The organism is Agrobacterium cavarae, from assembly GCF_004310285.1.
GTDB lineage: Bacteria > Pseudomonadota > Alphaproteobacteria > Rhizobiales > Rhizobiaceae > Agrobacterium > Agrobacterium cavarae.
This window is the reverse complement of sequence record NZ_SISF01000029.1, coordinates 95,753-119,209: the sequence shown is the minus strand read 5'-3', so window position 1 is coordinate 119,209 and position 23,457 is coordinate 95,753. Positions and strand designations below refer to the sequence as shown.

General features: G+C 57.2%; 19 protein-coding genes. 14 read left to right on the top strand and 5 right to left on the bottom strand.

The window, feature by feature from the left end; translation table 11 throughout:
* The first annotated feature begins 81 nt into the window (after positions 1 to 81).
* The 8 genes from EYC79_RS10660 to EYC79_RS10625 all read left to right on the top strand — a co-directional run bounded on the left by EYC79_RS10660 (position 82) and on the right by EYC79_RS10625 (position 9,644).
* Positions 82 to 786: a GntR family transcriptional regulator gene (locus EYC79_RS10660; protein ID WP_130978086.1), complete on the top strand. Its 705-nt coding sequence runs from the start codon at positions 82 to 84 to the stop codon at positions 784 to 786.
* Positions 787 to 951: 165 nt separating this feature from the next.
* Complete coding sequence (locus EYC79_RS10655; protein WP_280956460.1) at positions 952 to 2,958, top strand: alpha-glucosidase; 2,007 nt, start codon at positions 952 to 954, stop codon at positions 2,956 to 2,958.
* A 477-nt stretch (positions 2,959 to 3,435) separates the two neighbouring features.
* Positions 3,436 to 3,723 carry a DUF2218 domain-containing protein gene (locus EYC79_RS10650; RefSeq protein WP_130977958.1) on the top strand — a complete coding sequence of 96 codons (288 nt, stop codon included), beginning with the start codon at positions 3,436 to 3,438 and terminating at the stop codon, positions 3,721 to 3,723.
* Between the two features lie 60 nt (positions 3,724 to 3,783).
* On the top strand, positions 3,784 to 6,051 hold the full coding sequence (locus EYC79_RS10645) for a TonB-dependent receptor (protein WP_245495256.1): 2,268 nt from the start codon (positions 3,784 to 3,786) through the stop codon (positions 6,049 to 6,051).
* Between the two features lie 57 nt (positions 6,052 to 6,108).
* Complete coding sequence (locus EYC79_RS10640; protein WP_130977957.1) at positions 6,109 to 7,008, top strand: siderophore ABC transporter substrate-binding protein; 900 nt, start codon at positions 6,109 to 6,111, stop codon at positions 7,006 to 7,008.
* A complete protein-coding gene (locus tag EYC79_RS10635; protein WP_130977956.1) occupies positions 7,005 to 7,955 on the top strand; it encodes an ABC transporter permease in 951 nt (316 codons plus the stop codon). Before EYC79_RS10640 ends, EYC79_RS10635 begins: the two co-directional genes overlap by 4 nt.
* Complete coding sequence (locus EYC79_RS10630) at positions 7,948 to 8,889, top strand: iron chelate uptake ABC transporter family permease subunit (protein WP_130977955.1); 942 nt, start codon at positions 7,948 to 7,950, stop codon at positions 8,887 to 8,889. The genes EYC79_RS10635 and EYC79_RS10630 overlap by 8 nt, the downstream gene beginning before the upstream one ends.
* Entirely contained in the window at positions 8,886 to 9,644 is a 759-nt protein-coding gene (locus tag EYC79_RS10625; protein ID WP_130977954.1) for an iron ABC transporter ATP-binding protein, read from the top strand. The genes EYC79_RS10630 and EYC79_RS10625 overlap by 4 nt, the downstream gene beginning before the upstream one ends.
* Positions 9,645 to 9,764: 120 nt before the next feature.
* Here EYC79_RS10625 and EYC79_RS10620 read toward each other — a convergent pair whose 3' ends face one another.
* The 4 genes from EYC79_RS10620 to EYC79_RS10605 form a co-directional block, all read right to left on the bottom strand.
* Positions 9,765 to 10,895: an NAD(P)/FAD-dependent oxidoreductase gene (locus EYC79_RS10620; RefSeq protein ID WP_130977953.1), complete on the bottom strand. Its 1,131-nt coding sequence runs from the start codon at positions 10,893 to 10,895 to the stop codon at positions 9,765 to 9,767.
* Between the two features lie 45 nt (positions 10,896 to 10,940).
* Positions 10,941 to 11,948, bottom strand: coding sequence for a Gfo/Idh/MocA family protein (locus tag EYC79_RS10615; RefSeq protein ID WP_130977952.1), 1,008 nt, complete (start codon positions 11,946 to 11,948; stop codon positions 10,941 to 10,943).
* A gap of 19 nt (positions 11,949 to 11,967) precedes the next feature.
* Positions 11,968 to 13,476, bottom strand: a complete 1,509-nt coding sequence (locus EYC79_RS23915) for an amino acid ABC transporter permease/ATP-binding protein (RefSeq protein ID WP_130977951.1) — start codon at positions 13,474 to 13,476, stop codon at positions 11,968 to 11,970.
* A 163-nt stretch (positions 13,477 to 13,639) separates the two neighbouring features.
* The gene (locus EYC79_RS10605) at positions 13,640 to 14,467 is read right to left on the bottom strand and encodes an ABC transporter substrate-binding protein (RefSeq protein WP_113261301.1); all 828 of its coding nucleotides are present in this window, start codon (positions 14,465 to 14,467) and stop codon (positions 13,640 to 13,642) included.
* 229 nt (positions 14,468 to 14,696) lie between these two features.
* On the opposite strand from EYC79_RS10605, the gene EYC79_RS10600 reads away from it, so the two are divergent.
* On the top strand, positions 14,697 to 15,764 hold the full coding sequence (locus tag EYC79_RS10600; protein ID WP_130977950.1) for a LacI family DNA-binding transcriptional regulator: 1,068 nt from the start codon (positions 14,697 to 14,699) through the stop codon (positions 15,762 to 15,764).
* A 95-nt stretch (positions 15,765 to 15,859) separates the two neighbouring features.
* Here the strand turns inward: EYC79_RS10600 and EYC79_RS10595 are convergent, their stop codons facing one another.
* Entirely contained in the window at positions 15,860 to 18,013 is a 2,154-nt protein-coding gene (locus EYC79_RS10595; protein WP_130977949.1) for a catalase, read from the bottom strand.
* A 794-nt stretch (positions 18,014 to 18,807) separates the two neighbouring features.
* Here EYC79_RS10595 and EYC79_RS10590 point away from each other — a divergent pair.
* From EYC79_RS10590 to EYC79_RS10570, 5 genes are all read left to right on the top strand, one after another.
* Entirely contained in the window at positions 18,808 to 19,254 is a 447-nt protein-coding gene (locus EYC79_RS10590) for a DUF805 domain-containing protein (RefSeq protein ID WP_130977948.1), read from the top strand.
* Between the two features lie 68 nt (positions 19,255 to 19,322).
* Positions 19,323 to 19,964: a hypothetical protein gene (locus tag EYC79_RS10585; RefSeq protein ID WP_130977947.1), complete on the top strand. Its 642-nt coding sequence runs from the start codon at positions 19,323 to 19,325 to the stop codon at positions 19,962 to 19,964.
* 25 nt (positions 19,965 to 19,989) lie between these two features.
* On the top strand, positions 19,990 to 21,177 hold the full coding sequence (locus EYC79_RS10580) for a hypothetical protein (protein ID WP_418122547.1): 1,188 nt from the start codon (positions 19,990 to 19,992) through the stop codon (positions 21,175 to 21,177).
* Positions 21,164 to 22,120, top strand: coding sequence for an AAA family ATPase (locus EYC79_RS10575; RefSeq protein WP_130977945.1), 957 nt, complete (start codon positions 21,164 to 21,166; stop codon positions 22,118 to 22,120). Before EYC79_RS10580 ends, EYC79_RS10575 begins: the two co-directional genes overlap by 14 nt.
* Entirely contained in the window at positions 22,121 to 23,437 is a 1,317-nt protein-coding gene (locus tag EYC79_RS10570; RefSeq protein WP_130977944.1) for a DUF58 domain-containing protein, read from the top strand.
* Positions 23,438 to 23,457 lie beyond the last annotated feature (20 nt).

Sequence of the window (23,457 nt, the reverse complement as noted above, 5' to 3'; positions counted from 1 at the left end):
AATTCCTATTTGAATATCATTCGCCATGATGTAAATCAATGATGTATCAATTTTTATGCCGCGGGAGGAAGGGCATTGAAAATGAAGAGCGCCAAGGGAAGTCTGCCCGTTTATCTCCAGATCGCCGAGACGTTGGTGCGTGATGTCGCGGCGGGCCGATTGATCGATGGCGAGAAACTGCCTCCTGAGAGAGACATGGCAAAAAATCTCGGTATTGCTGTCGGCACGCTGCGCAAAACGCTGGGCGAACTGGAAAGCCGCGGGCTGCTGGAGCGCATTCAGGGCTCGGGAAACTACATCCGGGCTATCAACGATCCTCAGAGCGTCTACGCTCTGTTCCGGTTGGAGCTGATCGAAGGTGGCGGCCTGCCGACGGCGGAGATTCTGAGTGTCAGCCGCGAAACGAAAGATCCGACCCTTCCCTCCTTCGGCACGTCGTTGGAGGGTCACCGCATTCGCCGACTGCGTCGGATCGGGGGCAAGGTTGCTGCCATCGAGGAGATTTGGCTCGATGGCGCCTATGTCGATTCGATCGTGGCCGAGGATTTGTCCGAGTCGCTTTACCTATACTACCGCACAAAACTGAATCTCTGGATCGCCAAGGCAGAGGACTACATCGATCTGGGCCGGGTTCCGGACTGGAAACCCGCCGCCTTCGGTCCCGCCACCGGCGATCTCCTGCCCCACATCCTGCGCATCAGTCACTCCCATGACGGACAGAAGGCCGAGGTATCGCACACCTGGTATGACCATACCGTTGCTCGATATGTCAGCCGATTGCGATAGTGAGCAGAGATGCAGCGCGCTTGGCGATCCCCACACGCAGACACAGGCGGACACAAAGCGCCATCCGCGGTTCTGAACAAACGCCGGGCCTTGGTCACCCATTCAGATCATCCCCAGAAGGCGCCACCTGCGATGGGCGTCGTCAAGCACATCGGCGCGTCACAAATGAGAAAGTTTGCCATGCATTTCCAAAAAACAGCCAATGGCTTCGAACTGGCCATCAACGGAAGCACCGTTCTGCACCATTCGGCCGATGCTCCATGCTTCTTTGTCGGCAAGGGCGAAGAGCGTATGGATATGTATCGCGGCAATTTCGATATCGAAGATTACGTGGTGGAGCGCGTCGCACTGACTCACGCAGAATTGGAAGGCGACCGCATCACGCTGTCCACTGCGAAAGGCCAGCCGCCGAGGCTTCGCTTAAGCGTCGTAGACAACAGCGTCGAGATCGAAGCACTCGATCCATCCATTAACCGCTTCTGGTTGCGAGTCGTCGCCGAAAAGGACGAATGCGTCTGGGGCGGTGGCGAGCAGATGTCCTACTTCAATATGCGTGGACGAAAGTTCCCACTCTGGACGTCAGAACCTGGCGTCGGCCGCGACAAGAGCACAGAACTGACGTTCAAGGCAGACGTCACCAGCAAGGCGGGCGGAGACTACTACCACACCAACTACCCGCAGCCGACTTACGTCTCATCGCGTCGCTACGCGCTGCATGTGGAAACGACCGCCTATTCCGTCTTTGACTTTCGCCGTGACGGCTTCCACGAGATCGAGGCCTGGGCCGTACCGGAACGCCTGGAGTTTTTCGCAGCAGACAGCTTCAAAGCACTGGTTGGAGAGCTTTCGCTACGTTTTGGCCGCCAGCCCGAACTGCCGGAATGGGTCTATAACGGCGCGATCATCGGTCTTAAGGACGGCGAGCAGTCTTTTGCGCGGCTTGAGAAAATCCGCGCGGCGGGTGTGAAAGTCTCCGGGCTGTGGTGCGAAGACTGGGTTGGCCTGCGCCACACCTCTTTCGGCGCGCGGCTTTTTTGGGACTGGAAGGCCAACGAGGAACGCTATCCAGCACTCCGCCAGAAGATCGCCGAGCTTGCCGATAACGACATCCGTTTCCTCGGCTATGTGAACCCCTATCTTTGCGCCGATGGCTCCTTCTTCCCGGAGGCCGAAGCGAAGGGTTACTTTGCCAAGAACGACGACGGTGAAACGGCGCTGGTCGATTTTGGCGAGTTCGATTGCGGCGTGGTGGATTTTACCAACCCGGAAGCGATGGACTGGTTTGCCGAAACGATCATTGGCCAGAACATGCTCGATTATGGCCTCTCCGGTTGGATGGCGGATTTCGGCGAATATCTCCCTATCGACATCCATCTCTCCAACGGCGTGGATGCCAAGCTGATGCACAATGCGTGGCCGACGATCTGGGCAGAGGTAAACGCGAAGGCAGTCGCAAGCCGGGGCAAGACCGGCGAGGCACTATTTTTCATGCGCGCAGGGTTCACCGGGGTCCAGGCGCATTGCCCGTTGCTGTGGGGCGGAGACCAGTCGGTGGATTTCACAAGGCATGACGGCCTTGTCACAGTCATCTCCGGCGCGCTGTCCTCAGGCCTGCTGGGCAACGCCTACCACCACTCCGATATCGGCGGCTATACCAGCCTCTTCGGTAATGTTCGCACAGCAGAACTCCTGATGCGCTGGGCCGAAATGGCCGCCTTCACCCCCGTCATGCGCACCCACGAGGGCAATCGCCCGCGGGACAATCTACAGATCGACCAGGACGAAACTGTGCTCGCGCACTTTGCCCGCATGACAGCGGTCTATGTTCACCTGGCCCCCTACCTGAAGTCTCTCTCCAGACAAGCGGCCGAAACCGGCCTGCCCGTGCAACGCCCGCTTTTCCTGCATCACGAGGACGACCGCAGAACATATGACATTCAGGACGCCTATCTTTACGGAGAAGACCTTCTGATCGCGCCGGTCTGGCAGGCGGGGCAAAGCGAGCGCACCGTCTACCTGCCGCGAGACGCTGAGTGGGTGCATGTGTGGACCGGCTCGACGCATGATGGCGGTCAGGAAGTCACGGTCGCAGCCCCAATCGGGAAACCGCCGGTATTCTATCGCACAGCCTCGAAGAACACTGAACTCTTCGCTGGGCTTCGGGATATCTGAAAGCAGAACGTCGAGACGGCAGGTGCCCGCTTACATGTAAGCTGATCTTCCCTTACGCGACCTATCGAGAGCGACTTTTCACCCAGTGGGCGTCGTGATGGGGTGCTCGTGCCATCTTGCCGCGCGCCAGCAGTCTGGGGAGCACCATAGCGACCGTAACGCCTTTGGTGCCACAACTGGATATCGCCTTCCCTGCGTCGATCCATCGCGCCCCGGGGTCAGGGATCGTTCCGCGGCAACATTCGGCCTACCAGTACCCCACCTGGAGACGCTCTAAGCGAGTATTCGACGAATGCTGCATCCACTGGTTACTACCATAGATTTAAATCGACTGAGAAGATCGTCATACTGTGGGGATATTCGACCTTGAGTATGCATCAAGACTTGACTCTATTACTCATCTTTGAGATTGCGGACATGCGTTGGTAGTTGCTCTCTGGGACGGAGCGGCACGGCGCTCTCAAGGAGTATGCATGTATGTCCAGCAGTAGAGTTGAAGTCGAAACCCAGCACGCGAGCCGCTATCTGCAGCAACTGTCGAAGCATTGGGCACACAAATTCGAGACGGAGTTCACACCGCTTTCATCGAAGATCGCTTTGCCGCTTGGTGAGGCGCGCCTCAGCGCAAACGATACAGAATTGGTCATCGAGCTCACGGCGCACAAAAGCGAAGACCTGACGGTTCTACAAGATGTTGTCCAGCGTCACATCGAACGCTTCGCGTTCAAGGAGTCGCTCGCGTTTGTGTGGCGACCGCTCGCCTGATGTCGGCTGCTCCAACGACGAATAGTTAAAGATTTTTGGATTGAGGGGACTGGGGACAACATGTCTGTTCTTAATTATGGCGTTCGAATGAACAGCTATGGCTTCGCTATACTTGCAAGTGTATCGCTCCTTGCACTGGAGCCGGCATTGGCACAGGGTCAGGATGCAGGGCCTGTTCAAAACAGGTCGACGAGCCCAACGGTGCTGAAGCCGATCGTCATTCGAGGCGCGCGCGACGGCAAGCCGGCCACGGCGACCATCGGACAGCCAGCGGCTGACTTCAGTGGCGGTCAGGTATCGACCGAAGCCCGGCTCGGCGCACTCGGCAACCGCCCGATCAAGGATACGCCTTTCAGCATCACCGCATACACGGCGAAATTGATCCGCGATCAACAAGCACGGACCGTTGCAGACATCACGCTCAATGATCCTTCTGTTCGGGCGGATGCGCCTCCCTTCAGTGAGCGTGACTCGTTCCTGATCCGTGGCTTTCCCGTCGTCAATCTGGACATTTTCTATGACGGGCTTCCCTATATCGCCAACCCGCGCCGACATTTCCTTGAGGGCATCGAACAGGTTCAGGTGCTGAAAGGACCGAGCAATTTCGTCAATGGCGGCATCGGCCGTGTCGGCGGGACCATCAATCTCATTCCAAAGCGCGCGGCAGATGAGCCGTTGACGCGGCTGACGACGGGATATCGCAGCGATTCACAACTCTGGACCCATGCTGATGTCGGCCGCCGCTTTGGAGAAGGCGATGAGTGGGGCATCCGTGCCAATGGCTCTTTCCGGGGCGGTGAGACGACGCTCGATCATAATGATACACGGATCGGTGTGGCGTCTCTCGGGATAGACTATCACGGAGAAGATTTCCGTGCCTCGCTCGATCTCAGTCACTCGACCCAGAAGCTGGATTCGCCGACGTCTCTATTTAATACCGCTGCTGTCGACACGATTTTACCTACAATCCCAAACGCGCCAAGTGGCAGGATCAATACCGGCGCTCCGTTCGAGTACCACGACAGTTCTTACAACATGGCTGCGGGTAGAATTGAATATGACATCTTGGAAAGTACGACACTCTACGCTGCGGCCGGGGCAAGCCTTTATCGAGAGGATTTCCTTACCTCTTCGTATGAAATCACAAATTCAAACGGCGACGCTAAACTTAACTTCGGGTACAACCCACAGGAGATAGTTAGCTACGTCGGCGAAACGGGTATTCGCTCAAAGTTCGAAACCGGCGAGATTGACCATTCCTTAAGTATTTCTGCTCAGACAGCATACACGGAAAATAATCGTGCTCACATAAATCCACGTCCCGCTGCGCTGAGATTTCCGCCAGATATACCTACGAATATTTACAACCCCACATATATTTCCAGTACGTTAGTCAATACGGCGGGACTTCCTCGTTCCGGAGATGTGCATCGTTTCTCGCAGCTAAGCGCAACAAGCTTCTCAATTGCCGACACCTTGTCGTTCTTTGACGAAACACTTGAGGTCACGTTGGGAGGGAGATATCAAAATGTCCGGCAACAGGGCTTTAACCAACGCCCTGGTAATCCCCTAGCGCCGGTCGGAGCACGAAACTATGTGTACGACAAATCGCGCTTTAGTCCTGCAGTCGCGGCGAATTTCAAACTCTCCGGAGATCTTTCGGCATATGCAAATTACGTAGAAGCGTTGACAGAGGGAGCTATCGCCCCCGCCGCCGCGATCAACAACGCTGGCCAAGTATTCCCGCCATTCGTTAATAAACAGAAAGAGATCGGTCTGAAGTATGACGTCGGCTCGATGATATTAACGGCCGCTCTGTTCGAAATCAGGCAAGCGAGCGGCTTCACTAAAGATAACACATTTGACGTAAATGGCCTGCAGATAAACCGTGGTCTCGAGTTAACCGCTTACGGCGAACCTACAGATGGTCTCCGGCTGCTCGGCGGCGTCACATTTATGGATGCGGAACTTGCCAAGACAGCAGGAGGAACATTTGATGGTAAGGACGCGCCTGGCGTTCCGAAAGCCTCAATCAGCCTATACGGCGAATACGATCTCCCCTGGCTTGAAGATGTAACTCTCAATGGCCGTGTCGTTTACAGTGGTAGTACATACTACAATCAGAACAATACCCAAAAGGTTGATGGGTGGACGCGTGTTGATCTTGGCGCGCGGTACAAGTTCGAGCGCGAAAACGGCAAAGCTGTTGAACTGCGGGCCAATGTTGAAAACGTCTTCAACGAAAACTATTGGGCATCGTCCGCTCGCGGCTTCCTCGCAGCGGGTGCTGCTCGCACCTTCATGGTTTCGGCGTCGTTCGATTTTTAATCGCTCGTCTTTGCCCTCCGATCACGGCTACATGCAACTCGTCTTTGAGGTAACCACATGAAATCGCTCTTGCTCTCGGCGCTCTTTGCCATCGCCTCCTCCGTCTCATACGCGCAAGCAACGGAGGTCCAAACCGCAAGAGGGATGGTGTCTATTGCTAAGAAGCCTGAGCGGGTGGCCGTGTTCGACATGGCTGCGCTCGATACGCTTGCGAGTATCGGCGTGAAACCGGCCGGTGTTCCGGAGAAACTTTACCTCGAAATGCTTGAGCCATTGAAGCAGGGTGCCGAGGTCGTCGGAAACATTTTCGAACCTGACCTCGAAGCCTTAAGTTCTCTTGATCCAGACCTCATCATTCTCGGTGGACGGTCATCTACCAAGGTCGATCAGACAGCAGCCATCGCGCCGACAATCGATATGACCATGCTGGGAGACGACCTCGTCGCTCAAGCCAAGGAGCGTCTGGCGACCTATGGCGCTTTGTTTGGCAAAGAGGAGGAGGCGCAGAAGGTTTCAGCAGATCTCGATGAACTTGTCCGTGCTGCCCAACAGGCGGTCAAGGGCAAGGGAAAAGCTCTGATCGTCATGACGAATGGGCCGAAGGTCACGGCCTATGGTCCGGGCTCGCGGTTCGGCTGGGTTCACGCAACATTGAATCTCGAGGCAGCCGTGCCGGACATCAAGGCCGCCAATCACGGCGAGGCGGTCTCCTTTGAGTTCATCAACAAGGCGAATCCGGATTGGCTCCTGGTGCTGGACCGCGGCTCGGCGATCGGATCGGGCGAACAGGGAGCAAAGACAACCCTCGACAATGAGCTTGTCGCTCAGACGACGGCTTGGAAAAAAGGACAGGTGATCTATCTCCCCGCTCCCGAATTCTACATTGCTGCGGGAGGCGTTCAATCGACGGATAAGGTTCTTCAGGTGATCACCGACGCCTTCAACGCCGCGAAATGATCGATACGGGCCATAGGGCGTTGTGGCGGCCGACGCTTATCTGTGGAGGTGTTCTCTGCGCGTTAGCGGTGGCCAGCCTTTTTATAGGCGTCTCAGACAATGGAACCATGGAACTTCTCATGGTCAGCAGGTTGCCAAGAACGCTGGCAGCCATCCTTGTCGGCGCGAGCCTCGCTCTCGCCGGCTTGGTCATGCAGACGCTTGCTCGCAACAATTATGTCGAACCTTCAACGACAGGAACATCGCAAAGTGCCGAGCTTGGCGTGCTTGCCGTGACGCTGTTGTGGCCATCAGCAAGCCTGCTTCTGAAGAGCGTTGTTGCGACCGCTACGGCTCTCGCCGGGACTGCAGTCTTTCTCATGACAGCCCATCGCCTGCCGCCGACGCAGCCCTTCCTCGTGCCGTTGTTCGGCATCGTTTATGGTGGTGTGATTGGCGCAGCGGTGACATTCGTTGCGTGGCAGGCAGACCTTCTTCAGTATCTCGCAATATGGACAAATGGTGAATTCTCCGGCGTGCTGCGTGGCCGGTACGAGCTCTTATGGATCAGTGGCGCAATGCTGGTCATCGCCTGGCTTGTTGCAGATCGCTTGACGATCATGGCTCTCGGTCGGGACACAAGCGTCGGCCTGGGGATCGATTACGCACGGATGCTTCAGCTTGGGCTGGTGATTGTTGCCGTGATTTCGGCGCTCTGTACCGTCATCGTCGGCGGCATCCCCTTCGTCGGCCTCGTTGTGCCGAATATCGTCTCACGCCTGGTTGGGGACAACCTCCGCGGCACCATGCCCGTTGTTGCGATGCTGGGCTCAACCCTGGTTTTGGGCTGCGACATTCTCGGGCGAACCATCAATTTCCCCTATGAAGTTCCCGTTGGAACTGTGCTGGGATGCGTCGGCGCCCTCATCTTCCTCTATCTTCTCATTCATCGGCCGAAACATGCGTGATCGAAAGCTGCTGTTCCTGGCTTTCCTCGCCACGGCCACCATGATTGCCTATCTGACCATTGGCCTCAAAGGAAACATTGGCTTCGTCATCGGGCTGCGCGCTACCAAGCTCATCGCTCTCATCGAGGTGAGCATCGCGATCGCCGTCTCCACCGTGATCTTCCAGACCGTAACCAACAATCGGATCCTGACCCCGTCGATCATGGGGCTCGATGCCCTTTACGGGTTTGGTCAGATGCTGCTCGTCTTCGTCTTCGGCGGTCTCGGCTACGCGTCCCTGTCTCCTCACCTGAAATTTGGTGGAGAGGTCATTCTGTTGATGGCCTTCGCCAGCGCCGTCCTCCTGCCGATGCTCTTGCGACCGATCTATATGAGTTTGATGCTGCTCGTTGGGATCGTCATCGGTATTCTGTTTCGCAGCCTCCAGTCGCTGCTTGCCCGGCTGATAGACCCGAATGAATTCGCCGTCGCTCAGACCGCCGGCTTTGCGAACTTCAACGGTGTGCGCACCGATCTCCTGACTGTTGCAACGATCTTGACCACAATGGCCCTCGTTATCGCATGGCGGTCGAGACATGTGCTCGACATCGTCGCTCTCGGACCGGACAGCGCTACAGGTCTTGGTATTTCGTGGACAAAAACAACAGCAGCTTTGCTGGTTCTGGTCGCAGCGCTCGTGGCAGTGTCCACAGCCCTGGTGGGACCTGTGGCGTTTTTCGGTCTGCTGGTGGTCGCGCTTGCCGAACGCTTCGTCAACACCAGGCGGCACGCGATACTGCTGCCTGCCGCCGCCCTCGTTGCTGTCATCGTTCTTGTTGGCGGCCAGACCTTGCTGCAGCACACCCTCGGGAACAGTTCGACACTAAGCGTGGTGATCGAGTTTGTCGGCGGCATCGTGTTTCTTCTGCTTGTCATCGCAGGAAGTCGCAAATGATCACTATCGAAAACGTGTCGGTCAGCCATTCGGGAGCGACCATTCTTAAGAATGTCTCGCTGACGATCCCCAAACACGGCGTGACGGCGCTGATCGGCCCAAATGGGGCGGGCAAATCGACCCTTCTTTCTCTGATTGCACGCCTGCAACCGCTTCAATCGGGAAAGATCACTATCGATGGCCACCGATTGGGTGGAACCAACGATCGGGAATTGGCAAAAATCATCGCCATCCTCCGACAAGATTCAGTCGTCACGAGCAGGTTACGGGTAAGGGAGCTCGTCAGCTTCGGACGTTTTCCCCATAGTCGCGGTAGGCTGACGGACATGGATCGGGACATTGTCGCGAAGTCCCTTACTCGTTTTGCTCTCAGCGATCTCGCAGACCGTTTCATCGACACGCTGTCGGGCGGACAACGGCAACGCGCGCTGGTAGCCATGACATTCGCGCAGGAGACGGATTACATTCTCCTTGATGAGCCGCTGAACAATCTGGATATGTATTTCGCGCGCGAATTGATGCTGCATTTGCGTGCGCTCGCCGATGAAGAAAACAAGAGCATCATCATCGTTCTGCACGACATCAACCAGGCTGCAGCCCATGCAGACAGGATCATCGCCATGAAGAACGGCGGCGTGGTTGCGGATGGCCCTCCCCGGGAGATTATCAAACCCTCCGCGCTCGGCGAAATATACGGCTTCGACATGCGCGTCGAGGAGATCGACGGCACGCCGGTCGTTTTGCATTTCAAGTAAGACGCCACCAACGTCTTCGCGCGGGTCCGGTTTCCCGAACCAACCCTCGGGATGAAGAAACAAAGGAAAAAGCCCGCCACATCTTGGCAGGCTGATTATCTCAACAGCGCCAATCCATGCTCAGACGAGCTTAAACCTCTCAGGCCGGAAGGTCGCCAGCATTGGATGTTCGGCACCGCTCGCGACCTCATAGGCCAGCAACTCGCCAACGATGAGACCGAGGGTCGCGCCGCTGTGGCTGAAGGCGACATAGTAGCCGGGTATGTCTTTCATCGCCCCGATTACCGGCTCGCCATCGCCAGGGATCGGCTTTCCGCCGACGCCGACGGAAGCGACCTCGAGTTGAGGGTTACCCTCCATCACTTTGGCAGCTTCGGCAAGCAACTCGGCAATCACACTCTCGTGGATCTGGTAGCTACCGTCTGGGCTAACGCTCACACCCTCATCGGCCGCCCAGTCTGCATCGAGCGAGAATGTGCCGCCAGGCGCTGGACGAACAGCAACACGCGGTGTGTTCAGCACGGCACGCAAGGGATGAGCCAGCGGCTTGGTCTGAACGAGAAGGGCGATAGGTGTGTCGTCGCCGATGGTCTGGCCGTTCTCAGCAGCCATTTTCGGCACCGCCGGACCGGTCGCGAGAACAACGGCGTCCGCGCGATGTAGATCGCCCTTGGCGGTTTGCGCCCCGATTGCGCGCCCACCTTCGATCACCACCTTGGCAGCACCTTGATCCGTGACGACAACGCCGCCGAGTTCCGAAAACTCGTTCAGCAGCAAACCGATCAGCGTCGGCAGATCGACCCAGCCTTCGCCGGGATTGAAGATCGCGCCTTGCGGGGCAATGCCGCTGTTGTCGAGACCGGGCACGACGCGGGAGACGTCCTGTGCCGAAAGCCGCTGTGCGTCATAGCCAATTGAAACCTCGTGGCGATAGGCAGCCTCGATTTCGTTTCGCTCGTCATCGGCATCCCAGGTCAGTCCACCGTCAAAGCGCAGCCAGTCTGCGTCCGGGTTCCTTGCGGCAAGCGTGCGATAGCGATCGATGCCCGCCACGCGCAACCGGTGATACGGCTCGGAGCGCATGCGCGCCGAATTCAACCAGGAGAGCGAGCGGCCGGAGGCGCCGTTGGCAGGTGGGCCGTCATTGAGAATCGTCACATTGACGCCGCGGCGCGCCAGCTGGACAGCAGTGGAAACGCCAAAGATACCGGCGCCGATGATGACGGCTGTCGAGATGATATTGTCAGTCATGGGATTGGCTTTCATTCGATTGTGATGATGGGTGGAAGAACCGCCTCACGCGTCTTCCCAACGACCGCTGGTCGCGGATCGGAAGAGCGCATCGATCGCCTTCATGTTTGCGATCGCATCGTCGAGTCCCGTCTCGAGTGGCGTGCCGGAGAGCACCGCTTCGGCAAAGGCATCGACCTGTTCACGGTACTGATCGACATGCTCAATCACGATCTCCTGGCGACCGCCGCCTGCGAGGTCCCGCCCGTCGTCGAAGATCAGCATGGTTTGTTGATCGGCCGGGGCATTGAAGGGGATGGGGATTTCCAGACGACCGCGCGTTCCAAGGACCGTCACCTTTTGCGTGAGCGACAATTGCGTGGAGCAAGTGAAGGCAAGCTGCCTTCCTTCCGGAAATGCCAGTAATCCGCTGGTCAACCGATCCGTGCCGAAAACGGGATCGTTCTCCATCAGCGCAATGGCCCGCAGCGGCTCGGCGTCAAACAGGAAGCGCGCCGTGTTGATGGCGTAACAACCGACGTCGAACAGGCCGCCGCCGCCAATATCGGCTTGGTTGCGGACATTCTTCGGGTCGTCGAGATAATAGGCAAAGATCGTCTGGATGGCCCTGACATCGCCAAGGCGTCCTTCCGCAACCATCGCCCTCGCCTTCTTCCATTGGGGATGGTGACGAACCATGAAGGCTTCTGCGACCGGTAGGTTGGCGGCCTTTTGCGCCTCCGCCAGTTCGCTCGCCTGCGCTGCATTGAGCGCGATCGGCTTCTCGCACAGCACCGGCTTGCCATGCTCCAACGCCTTGATGGTCATGGGAACGTGGAGATGATTGGGCAAAGGGTTGTAAATGGCGTCAATGTCCGGATCGGAAAGCAGATCCTCATAGCTGCCATAGGATTTTTCGATGCCGAAGCGCGTCGCCATTGCGCTTGCCTTTTCGGCATCCCGCGAGGCAATGGCTGCAACGCGCCCTAAACGGCTGGACTGGATGGCGGGAATAACAGCCTTGGCAGCGATTCCTGCGCAGCCCAGCACGCCCCATTTGAGTGTTCGTGTCATCTCTATCGTCTCCTGTTGGTCAGAGCACTTCCGCCAGGAAGCGCTGAAGGCGCGGGCTCTGCGGGTTGTCGAATATTGCCTCCGGCGTGCCCGCCTCTACCACACGTCCCTCATCCATGAAGACAACCTGATCAGCGACACGGCGGGCAAAACCCATCTCGTGTGTCACCACGACCATGGTCATGCCGCGCGTGCCGAGATCTGCCATGAGATTGAGCACGCCCTTGACCAGTTCCGGATCAAGCGCACTCGTCACCTCATCAAAAAGGATGACTTCAGGCTCCATGGCCAGCGCACGAGCAATGGCGACGCGCTGCTGCTGCCCACCGGACAGACCGCCCGGGCGGTGATGCTGGCGGCTCGCAAGCCCGACCTCGGCGAGCTTCGCCTTGGCGATACGCTCGGCCTCGGCGGCGGGCAGACCCTTGATCTTCGTCAGAGACAACATGACGTTTTCGAGCGCCGTGTGATCGGGAAAAAGATTGAAGTGCTGGAAGACCATGCCGACCCGACGGCGCAGCCTCTCCGGCTTCATGCCCAGAATGCTTTCTCCGTCGAGGAGAATATCGCCGCTCTTCGGCTCGACGAGCCGGTTGATCCCACGCAACAGGGTGGATTTCCCTGAGCCAGAGGGACCGATGATGCAAGTGACGCTGCCCGGCTTTACCGAAAGATCGACGCCCTTCAGCACATCGAGATCGCCATACGCCATCCCAAGATTGCGCACATCAAGGCCACCGCCCTTGAAGACGGTGCCGGTGGCGCGGGACGCACCATCGAGCTCGCTCACTTCCTCAAGGCCACTGGTGATGGTCGAAGGGCGCTGCTTGCCAAGCCGCAGCCGATTATCGATCATATTGACGACGTGGGTAAGGGGTACGGTTACGATCAGGTAGAACACACCGGCCAGCAGCAAGGGGGAAAGATTGCCAGTCACCACCGCTTGGTCCTGTCCGACACGAAAAATCTCGCGTTCGGAGGCCAGGAGGCCGAGAAAGTAGACGAGGCTCGAATCCTTGACGTTGCCGATGAACTGATTGACGAGTGCCGGCAGCACGCGGCGAACACCCTGCGGCACGACGATGATGCGCATGCCCTGGCCATAGCTCATCGAAAGGGCGCGGCACGCTTCCATCTGGCCGCGATCGACGCTCTGAATACCGGAGCGGAAAATCTCGCCGATATAGGCGCCGGCGATCAGGCTGAGCGCCAGGATGCCGAGCGGATAAGGGGATGGGCCGAAAAGTTCGCGGCCGATGCGGGCAAAGCCCTGCCCGATCAACAGGATGGTAACGATTGCCGGAAGGCCACGAAAGATGTCGGTGTAGAGCCGGGCGGGAATTCGCAGCCAAGGCGAGCGGGAAATGCCCATGATGGCAAGCATCATGCCAATGACCACCCCAAGCACCGTCGAGGTCGCAGCAAGGATCAGCGTATTTTTCAAACCAACCGTGATCATGGTTGGCAGCACTTCGGCCATGGCGTTCCAGTCAAGGAAGCTGCGGCGCAGGTTTTCAAGCCAGTTCATCAGAAATCCCTAGAGCATGTCGCTCAAAAGTGGCCACCGGTTTTGCGGTAACGACATGCGACAGAAGAAGGACCTAAAGCGGAAGGAGCGAATTCAAATGATCGCCACACACTTTAGAAAGAAAGGCCGGTTCGACCGGTAAAGGCCGAACCGGAAGGTGGCATTACTGCTTGGGAAGATATGTCGCAGGCATGGGCGTTCCTGGGAACCACTTTTCGTGGAGCTTCTTCCAGGTTCCGTCCTGCATCGCCTCTTTCAGCGCCTTGTTGATCGCCTCGCGCAGGGCGTCATTACCCTTGCGGATGACAAAGCCGGCAGGCGCATCGAAGCTTGGAATGTTGACGGCGATCTTCAGTGCCGGATAGCGGGTGGAATAATCCTTTGCCGCCTCGAAATCGAGGAAATGGGCATCGACCGTGCCGTTATTCAGGGCCGAAACGGCGGAGTTGTTGTCCGGGAATTTCACGAGATCGGTGCCGGCGAAGTTCTTCTCGGCATAGATTTCCTGAAGCGTGCCCTGGACGACGCCGAGGCGCTTGCCCTTGAGACCCGCAGCATCCTTGATATCCTCGGAGGTCAGGACGCTGAGGAAGCCGGCAAGATAACCGTCAGAGAAATCAACGGTCTCCTTGCGCTTGGCGGTTGTACCGATCGCGGCTGCAGCGACGTCGAAGCGGCCGTTCGCCACTGACGGCATCAATGCCGAGAATTCCTGACCCGTGAAGATCACCTGGTCCTTTTTGAAGCCCATGCGCTCGGCAATATTGAGAAACAGTTCGATGTCGAAACCAGTGAAATTGCCGGCTGCCGTAGTGAAAGCGTAGGGCTTGGCGTCGCCCATGGTCCCGACGCTGATGGTATTTTGGTCGATAAGGCCTAGCGGATTATCGGCAAGCGCTGGTGTTGCGGCGGCGATCAAACCGAAGGTGAGCGCGACGGCCGCGGCACGCATCTTGGTCAGTGGAGATGTAAAAGCTTCAGTCAGTCGCATTGGCGTCGTGTCCTCTGGAGTTGTTGTTTGCGATGTCGTCAAGGCGCGTGGGTCCCATCCGGAAGACGGCGCGAAGCCACCAATCCCGGCCCATGCAGTTTCGCATGCTGAAAGTCTTTTTATTGGATTGATACCGGTCTCATTTAAAAAGAGACCGGTCTCTTTCATTCTTAGCAATTGTTAGCTTCGCATTTGCCAGTCGTCAAGTTCTCTTGTAAGGCTGTCATTTATGGACAAAAGCCCGCCTAAGAACTCTTCCGTCACTGTGGCCGACGTCGCGCGCAAAGCCGGCGTCTCGAAGGCAACGGCCGCGCGTGTTCTGGGGGACTACGGAACCGTTAGCGACCGCGTGCGTGAGGTCGTCACGGCGGCAGCCCGCGCCCTTGGTTATCGAACGAACGAGCTTGCCCGCAGCATGACCACCGGCCGCTCGGGTTCGATTGGTGTCGTGGTCGGCGATATCGAAAACCCGTTTTTCAGCCTTGCCGTTCGCGGTATCACCGACGTCGCACGGCAGGCTGGCTTTACGGTCATTCTCAGCAACTCCGGTGAGGACATCGACGCGGAGAAGGCAGCCATTCGCACCTTGCTTTCCAAGCGGGTGGATGGCCTCATCGTTTCGCCAGCCAAGGATGATGACGTCGAGCATCTGCACGAGGCTGTGCGTTCGGGGTTGCCGCTGGTGCTGCTCGACCGTGGGAGCGATACTCTTGCTGTTGACACCGTGATTGCCGATGACCGGCATGCTGCAGAGAGCATTACGCGGCAACTTGTTTCACTCGGCCACCGCCGCATTGCCTATGTCACCGCCTGCGACACACCAGACCATACCTTCCGCACGCTTCAGGATATCAGCACCGCTTCCGTGCGGCGGCGCATAGAAGGATATCTCCGTGTCTGCGAAGAGTCCGGCCTGAGCGATATGGGGAAATGGGTGCGCGTTGGTGCCGTGACACCGGACCAGACCCGGCGGATCGTCACCGACATGCTTCAATCGCCGCAACGCCCAACGGCCATTATTGCCTCGGATAGCATGATCGCGCTCGAAGCGTTCAAAGTCCACCGCCAGTTGGGTCTTACAATTCCGGACGACGTGTCGCTCGTCTCCTTCCACGATGCGGACTGGACATCGGTGACGTCGCCGCCAGTGACGGTCGTGCGCCAGCCTGTCTACGATCTCGGCGCGACAGCGGCGGAACTTCTCGTCAAGCGCTTGAATGGGGCAACGGAAACCGCACGTAAGGTTGTCCTGAAAACCGAGATCGTTGAACGCGCCTCTGTGCGAGCGGCACTTTAAGTTGTTCGTCTACTGGACGACTTGCCCGAAAGATAAAAGAGCGAAAAAGTGTTAGAGGGGTGGCGTAAAGCAACGCCACCCCTCTTATGCATTTGTCAGGGAAGATCGCGCACCAGCGGCTCACGATCCCAGTGGCGCTTGGCGCCGACCTTCAAAAAATCCTCGACTGGGACGACACCTTCATCCATTTCGACATTTGCTTTGTCGAGCAGTGCCTTGGTGGCAGGGCAGTAGCCGATCGTCTTGCAGTGAGCATAGGCATCCATGAACCACTGGATTGCCGCAGCCTCTTTCGTCAGCTTTTGCGCAGCCTCCGGAGCGAGGATGGAAACGACCGCGTCGAACAGGAAGGAAGGCGATCCTGCAAGCTGACCATCGGCGGGCATCGTACCGCCATTGAGTTTGACGCCGCCGACTTTCCTGGCAACAACAAAGGGGGTTCCACCTTGCTGCTTGATCTCGTTCAGGAGTTTATCGACCGCGCTCTTGTTGGAGCCATCATCGATCAGCACCCCAATCTTTCGCCCTTCCAGGGTCTCCAGAGCGTTTTTCTGGATCGACAAGGCGTCTGAGACCGGCATGTCAATCGGCTCTTTTTTCGGCGAGGACTTTGCGGGAAGATCGATGCCCAGACCATCCGCGACCCGGCGCGCCAAGTCTTCCTCGATGTTACGCAGGTTCGACACGACGTTTTGCCGGACATGCGCGAGCTGCACTTTCGAGAGTTCGAACACGATCGCGGAGACGATGTGCGTTCTTTCGCTCTCCGTCTGCGACCGGAAGAACATGCGGGCCTGGCTGTAGTGATCGGCAAAAAGTTCGTCACGCTGGCGAAGCTTCTGGGCCGGATTGTTTCGCTCGTCGTTGGTCTCGAAGGTCGAGAAGCCGGTCGCGACAGACGCGCGTGGTCCGCTGTCTTCGCCAGCCTGGCTCAGGCTGTTCGGCTCGTAGTTGGCCCTGCCCTTGGGAACCAGCGTCTGCATCATGCCGTCGCGCTGGAAGTTATGGAAAGGGCACTTCGGCGCGTTGACAGGGATTTGATGGAAGTTCGTCGTGCCGAGCCGGGACTTCTGCGTGTCGAGATAGGAGAACAGTCGGCCCTGAAGCAGTGGATCGTTGCTGAAGTCGATACCAGGAATGATATTGCTTGGCAGAAACGCGACCTGCTCGGTCTCGGCAAAGAAGTTGTCGACGTTTCTGTTGAGCGTCATCCGACCGATGATCTCGACAGGAATGTCCTCTTCCGGAATAAGTTTGGTGGCGTCCAGCACGTCATAGGGCTGCTTCTGAGCCCATTCTTCATCAAACACCTGGATCCCGAGATCCCACGAAGGGAAATCGCCCTGGTCGATGGATTCGAAAAGATCGCGGCGTTGGAAATCCGGGTCGGCACCGGCAATCTTTACGGCTTCGTCCCAGGTGGTAGACGCCAGGCCAAGATTGGGCTTCCAGTGAAACTTAACGAACTTGCTTTCGCCTTCAGCGTTCACCAGACGGAAGGTGTGAACGCCGAAGCCCTCGATGTGGCGGAAGGACCGCGGGATCGTGCGATCCGACATTGCCCACATGATCATGTGCATCGATTCCGGCATCAGGCTGACGAAATCCCAGAACGTATCATGAGCCGAAGCCGCTTGAGGGTAACCCCGGTCCGCTTCCATTTTGACGCTGTGGATGAGATCCGGAAACTTGATGGCATCCTGGATAAAGAAGACCGGAATGTTGTTGCCCACCAGATCCCAATTGCCGCTTTCGGTGTAGAGCTTTACAGCGAAGCCTCTGACATCACGTGGCGTGTCTACAGAGCCGGCACCACCGGCGACCGTCGAAAAACGCACGAAAACAGGACAGCTCTTCCCTTCCTCCTGGAAGATGGACGCCTTGGTCAGGTGGGGGATGGCCTTGGTGCATTCGAACACGCCATGCGCGCCCGACCCTCTGGCATGCACGATCCGCTCAGGGATCCGCTCGTGGTCGAAATGAAAGATCTTTTCGCGAAGGACAAAATCCTCCAGCAGGGTGGGACCTCGACTCCCCGCCTTGAGGCTATTCTGATTGTCCGAAATACGGTGGCCGAAATTGTCGGTCAGATAGGCTGCGCCTTCCCCAACATCCGCACCAATCGTCTGCTGCAGTTCGTCGCCTTTGCCACGCTGCTCTTCAAAGCTTGCCTGGCCGGAGCCGGGCGCGAGCTCGTGAAGAGAATTGTCAGTGCTCGGCGAATGGTTCCCTTGCTTACGCTCGGTCATAGCCAAATCCTTTGTGGTTTGATGAATGGAAGAACTGCACGCGTGCGCGCTGCAGAGGCGTTGGCGAAGCCAAGCTCAAAGCTACAATGGACCCAGCGAAAGTCGGTTCCACCTCATCAACCATGATATTCGCTATCAGGCGCTTTCGTACCCTTTCGAACCAATGGAAGGTCGCGGCAGGTGGTACAGATATTACGGTGGATGAAGGCTCAGCGAACCATGCAAATCCGTCTCAAAACTTTGGGAGGCAAATATAAATAATTTAACAAAAGTTGGCGCATGGTAATACAGGCAAACAATTCAATTCTTCGATTCCGACCTTTATTGATATCAACCCGAAATTGATAATCTTTGACGATTTTATTCTTCGGAGATGACCGCTATTGCGCAAAAATCTCTAAATATTACATTTATATTTCGCGCAGCTAATCCTGTGTTTTCATTGGAAAATAAAACATCTCCCTGTTGAAGTATCACGATTTTGCACTAATGATTGAAGACACGCCGGGCAGGCAAACCATCTGGCAATAAACCGTAATGCGGAATGATCGAAGTGTCTTCAATACAATCTGAGCGTGTTTTGACGTGCAGCCCTCTAAGATCGGAGCAGAGGTCGGTTTCGTTCGTCACGGGGTTTGAAGAAGTAGATCAAGCTTGCGGCCTACATGTGCTCTGCGGCACTCGATGAGGACAAGCGCAGACTGAGTTAGAGGCTTCGGCATGGTACAGGAGCGTCAAACACTGAACTCTTGAAAGATCACAGATAATCAGCATGGGGCAGAACGGGGTGTAAAATGGGTTTTAAAGAAGCGGTTCGGACGGTTCTCAAGGAGAAATATGCGACCTTCTCTGGCAGAGCCAGCCGATCTGAATTTTGGTGGTTTCAGGTTTTCATATACTTGGTATCATTCGGCTGGTCGTTTGTTGTTGGATTTCTCTCCGTAGGTCGCGAGCCCGGACAAGATCTCCCACCATGGGTCATCGTTATAGGGATCGTTTCGACGTTAATAACTCTCGGAATGTTTCTACCGACGATATCTGTGGCCGTTCGCCGCTTCCATGACCGCAACATTTCCGGTTGGTGGTTTCTCGGCCTTTCGGTTGTGACCTTCGTGCCCATTGTTGGCTTACTAGCACCTATTGCAATGCTCGTGATCTTTATCCTTCCCGGAACAAAAGGTCCCAACAAGTTTGGCCTGGACCCTCTGAGCCCGCAGTCCTCCGCAGAGGTGTTTGCCTGAAACGCCAGTTGAAGCCCTTGTTGTGGCTGGCTGTCTTATGGTCGGTTGCGACCGCTCCGGTGGGAGCGGTGGCTCAAGAGCCGTTGGGGAGCGCCGACAATTACAAGGCACAGTGCCTCCAAAATGGAGTGCGCTGCACGCTGACCTATCCCGAGGGGCCGACCCAGGCAAAGCCGGAGGCCCCTAAGCCTTCCGAGGTGGCACCGGCGGTGTCGAGCCCGCCCGCCTTCGGTGGCTTTCTGGGTGTGCTCATCGTCCTCATCGTCCTCGTTGCCATCATCGTCCTGTGGATGTTTTTCGGCAGCGGCGGTGTCTTGTTGTCGCGCGCACCGATGGCGACGCAGCCGAACCGAAGCGAGAAACCGGAAAACTGGCAAAGCACCACACGTGACGCCAACGAAAAGCCGCGCGATTTCCTGGCACACATCGCCGCCATGCCGGATCGAAGGGAGGCGCTTGTGCAATTGCTGAGGCAATGCCTGCTTCAATCGGCCAAGCGGACGGGAACGCATGTCTTACGTTCGGATACCGAACGGACGGTGTTTGTTAGACTCCCCAAGAAGATGGAGCATCGGGACGAGTTGCGGCGTCTGCTTTTACAGACTGAACTCGCCCATTATGGTGGGAAGGTCCCTGCGGAAAGCGATTTTTCGGAACTGTTGCAGGTAGCACAGCCTCTGCTTTTCAGTGGAGGTTCGGCTCGTGTTTAGGTCCCGCTTGATCCTCCTTTTGGTCGTGCTGTTCAGCACACTGACGCATGCCGGCGCAGGATTGGCTCAGGAGAACGCAGATTTTGATCGCTCCCCCACCGGCTACATGGGACTGGAAGTCTGGCTGCGGTCCTCGGGCATCCAGGTTGCGCGCACCGACCCGTCGACCAACTCGCCAGTCTCGCGCGCCTCGCTCCGCATCGTGCCGCTGCCTTGGTCCAGAGCCGGTCGGATAATAGGCGATGGCGACAGAAGTATGCATTCAGCGGTCTTCGGCGACAAACCCAGCATCACCCCAACCCTGATCGTATTACCAAAATGGCGAGCCGATCGTCTTGAGCAGGGCGTTGCGCGTGAAGACGCTCTGATACCGTCATCCGACATCGACGACGCCCTCGCCCGGATCGGTATCCCCAATCTTCACATCAAAAGGACGGGACCGCGTTTCAGGCAGGCGCAACAATCCATTCTAAGACACCGTGTCGAGACGATTAGGATCTATCAAGCACAGGTCTTTTCCCGCGACCAAACCCCCTCGAACTGCGTGGAAATGGCTGGACTTCAAGCGGGCGCGCTGCTGCTAAAATGTACTTTCGATTTTGACTTCTATGTTATTTCTGATCCCGATCTCCTCAATAATCATGGGCTGGCGCTCGGCGAAAATGCCGATTTTGCCATCTCCATGATCGACGAGTTGCGCGGCCTTTTCGGCAGGCGCCCAGTCTATCTTGCGACAGCTGACGCAGTTGCGTCCAACGCCGCTGATCCCGATCGTTTTCTCGCATTTCACTTATGGTTCATCTGGGGTGCCATCATCCTCCTGGCTGCGGTCTGTTTCTGGCGCGGCGCGGTCCGTTTCGGCAAACCGCTGACGAACGAGGCGACATCCGATCTGTCAAAAGCTGCGGCTACAGAAGCGACCGCCCGGCTTCTGCGCCTGTCCGGCAATGACGGACGCATGACCGCGCAATTTGTTCACAACCTGCTGGCCGACAAAGCTGGCCTCTTGTTTGGACCCCATGCAGCCAACGATGCCGGTATCGAACGGATGTTTCGCCATCTTGCCTTGCGCGACCGTTCCAGTGCCGAGGCTTTCGAAGCGATATCGAAAGAGCTTATGAACCGAGGCAAATCCATGACCCAGTCCGATCTGCATCGGCATCTTGAAACATTTAAAAAACGACTAGGGAGCATCAAGCTTGAATCTAGATGAGTTTCGCAATCTGGTTGTCGCGATACGCGGCGAGATCGCCAAGACCGTGCAGGGGCAGGACGCCCTCATTGATATGATCCTGATCTCGATCTTTGCGCGCGGCCACTGCCTTCTCGAAGGACCACCCGGCACCGCCAAGACCTTGCTTGCGCGTTCGGTCTCGGCCATCATGGACCTGCAGTACCGGCGCATTCAATTCACGCCGGACCTGATGCCGAGCGATGTTCTGGGCGTGAACCTCTTCAACTTCCAGACCAGTCAATTCCATCTGACCAAAGGCCCGGTCTTCACCAACATCCTGCTTGCCGATGAAATCAACCGAGCGCCCCCAAAGACCCAATCCGCCCTTTTGCAGGCCATGAATGAGCGCATGGTGACGATCGACGGTACCGATTATCCGCTTGGCCTGGACTTCTTCGTGCTCGCCACCCAGAACCCCATCGAGCAGCATGGCACCTACCCCCTGCCAGAAGCGCAGCTTGATCGCTTTCTCTTCAAACTCGTCATCGATTTTCCCGATCGTGAGACAGAAATCGCCATCCTGAAACGTCATGCGGATCAACCGATCCAGACGAAATTGAACGAAGTGGGCATTCGGCCGCTCGTCACCAGCTCCATTCTTGCCGAGGGCCGGGCGCTGATCGACAGCATTCATCTCGACGACAGCATCCTCACCTACATCGTCGATCTCGTCCGGGCGACACGCTCCGATCCGGAGATACTCCAAGGTGCCTCGACACGCGCAGCCGACGCGCTATCGGCAGCGGTGCGCGTGCGGGCAGCTTTCGGAGGACGTCAATACGGCCTACCGGACGACGTTCAGGCACTGATGGTGCCAGCCTTGCGCCATCGCATCATCCTCTCTCCCGCAGCGGAAATCGATGGCCGGACGACCGAAGACGTGCTTCGCACCATCCTGAACCGTATGGATGCACCGCGATAAATGCGCCCCTCTTCTTCCCTCATTGCTCTCGTTCTGATCATGACCGCGCTGACGGTGCTGACGGCCGTGTGGTGGCCCGGTGTCGATATCGTGATCATGGGTCTTTGGGGCATCGTGGGAATAGCGGTCTTGCTCGATATTGCGCTCTCGGTTTGGTCGAAGCGGATCGAGATCGCCTTTGATCTGCCGAGCCGAGGTTTCGTCGGCCACAATGTGCAATTGTCGGTGGAGCTTTCGCCGCATCGCGGCGCCTTGCCCTTGAAGATGGAAGCCCGGCTTGATCTGCCGCCCGAGCTTGTGGCCCAGGACGTCACCACTTTCGATCACGAAGCCAACCGAAAAGCGACGACCACATCGTCCATGGATATCCGCCTGACGCGCCGCGGGGTGTTCAAGGTCGAGACGATCTGGCTGAAATGGACTTCGCGGCTAAAGCTACTTGAAGTCGTTGTTCGCGCACCCATCGCCCGCAAGATCACCGTCGCGCCCGACATTTCGCCCGTGCTGTCCGGAGCGATCAACACACAGATCCTGCCGCTTGAGGCTGGCAGCAAAGACATGAGGCTGAGCGGACAGGGATCTGAGTTTCACCAGCTGCGCGAATTTGCAGTTGGCATGGACACGCGCAGCATCGACTGGAAGCGCTCCGCGCGCATGCGCAGCCTCGTCGTGCGGGACCTGACGGCCGAGCGCAATCAGCAAATCATTCTATGCGTCGATTCCGGGCGCCTGATGGCCGAAAAAATTGCCGGTATCGCAAAGCTCGACCGCGCCATCAATTCCGCACTCGCAACGTGTTGGGCAGCTGGACAGGCCGGTGATCTGGTCGGCTTCTACAATTTCGACAGCCGGCCCCGCCTGTTCCTGCCCGCCACGCCTGGGCGTGCCGCTTTCACCAGGGTGCAATCAGCCTGTGCTACATTGCGCTACGAGGCGCACGAAACCAACCATACGCTCGGCCTTACCTATCTCGCCGGTCAATTGAAGCGGCGCTCGCTCATCATCATCTTTTCCGACTTCGTGGACAGTACGACGGCCGAACTGATGGTAGAAACGATCCGCACCTTGGCGAAGCAGCATTTCATCGTCTACATCGCGCTAAGTGACCCCAGTATCAAGACACTGATCGAACCCGACATCTTGACGCTGGACAGTGTCGCACGATCGGTTGCCGCCCGCCAGATTTCGCAGGAGCGTCGAACCGTCCTGGAAACGCTTTCCCGTCTCGGCGTGATGTGCCTCGACAGCACGCCTGAAGCGCTCACATCCGATCTGATTGGCCGCTACATCGAAATCAAATCTCGCGAGATGCTATGACCGGGCCAAATGTCGATCTT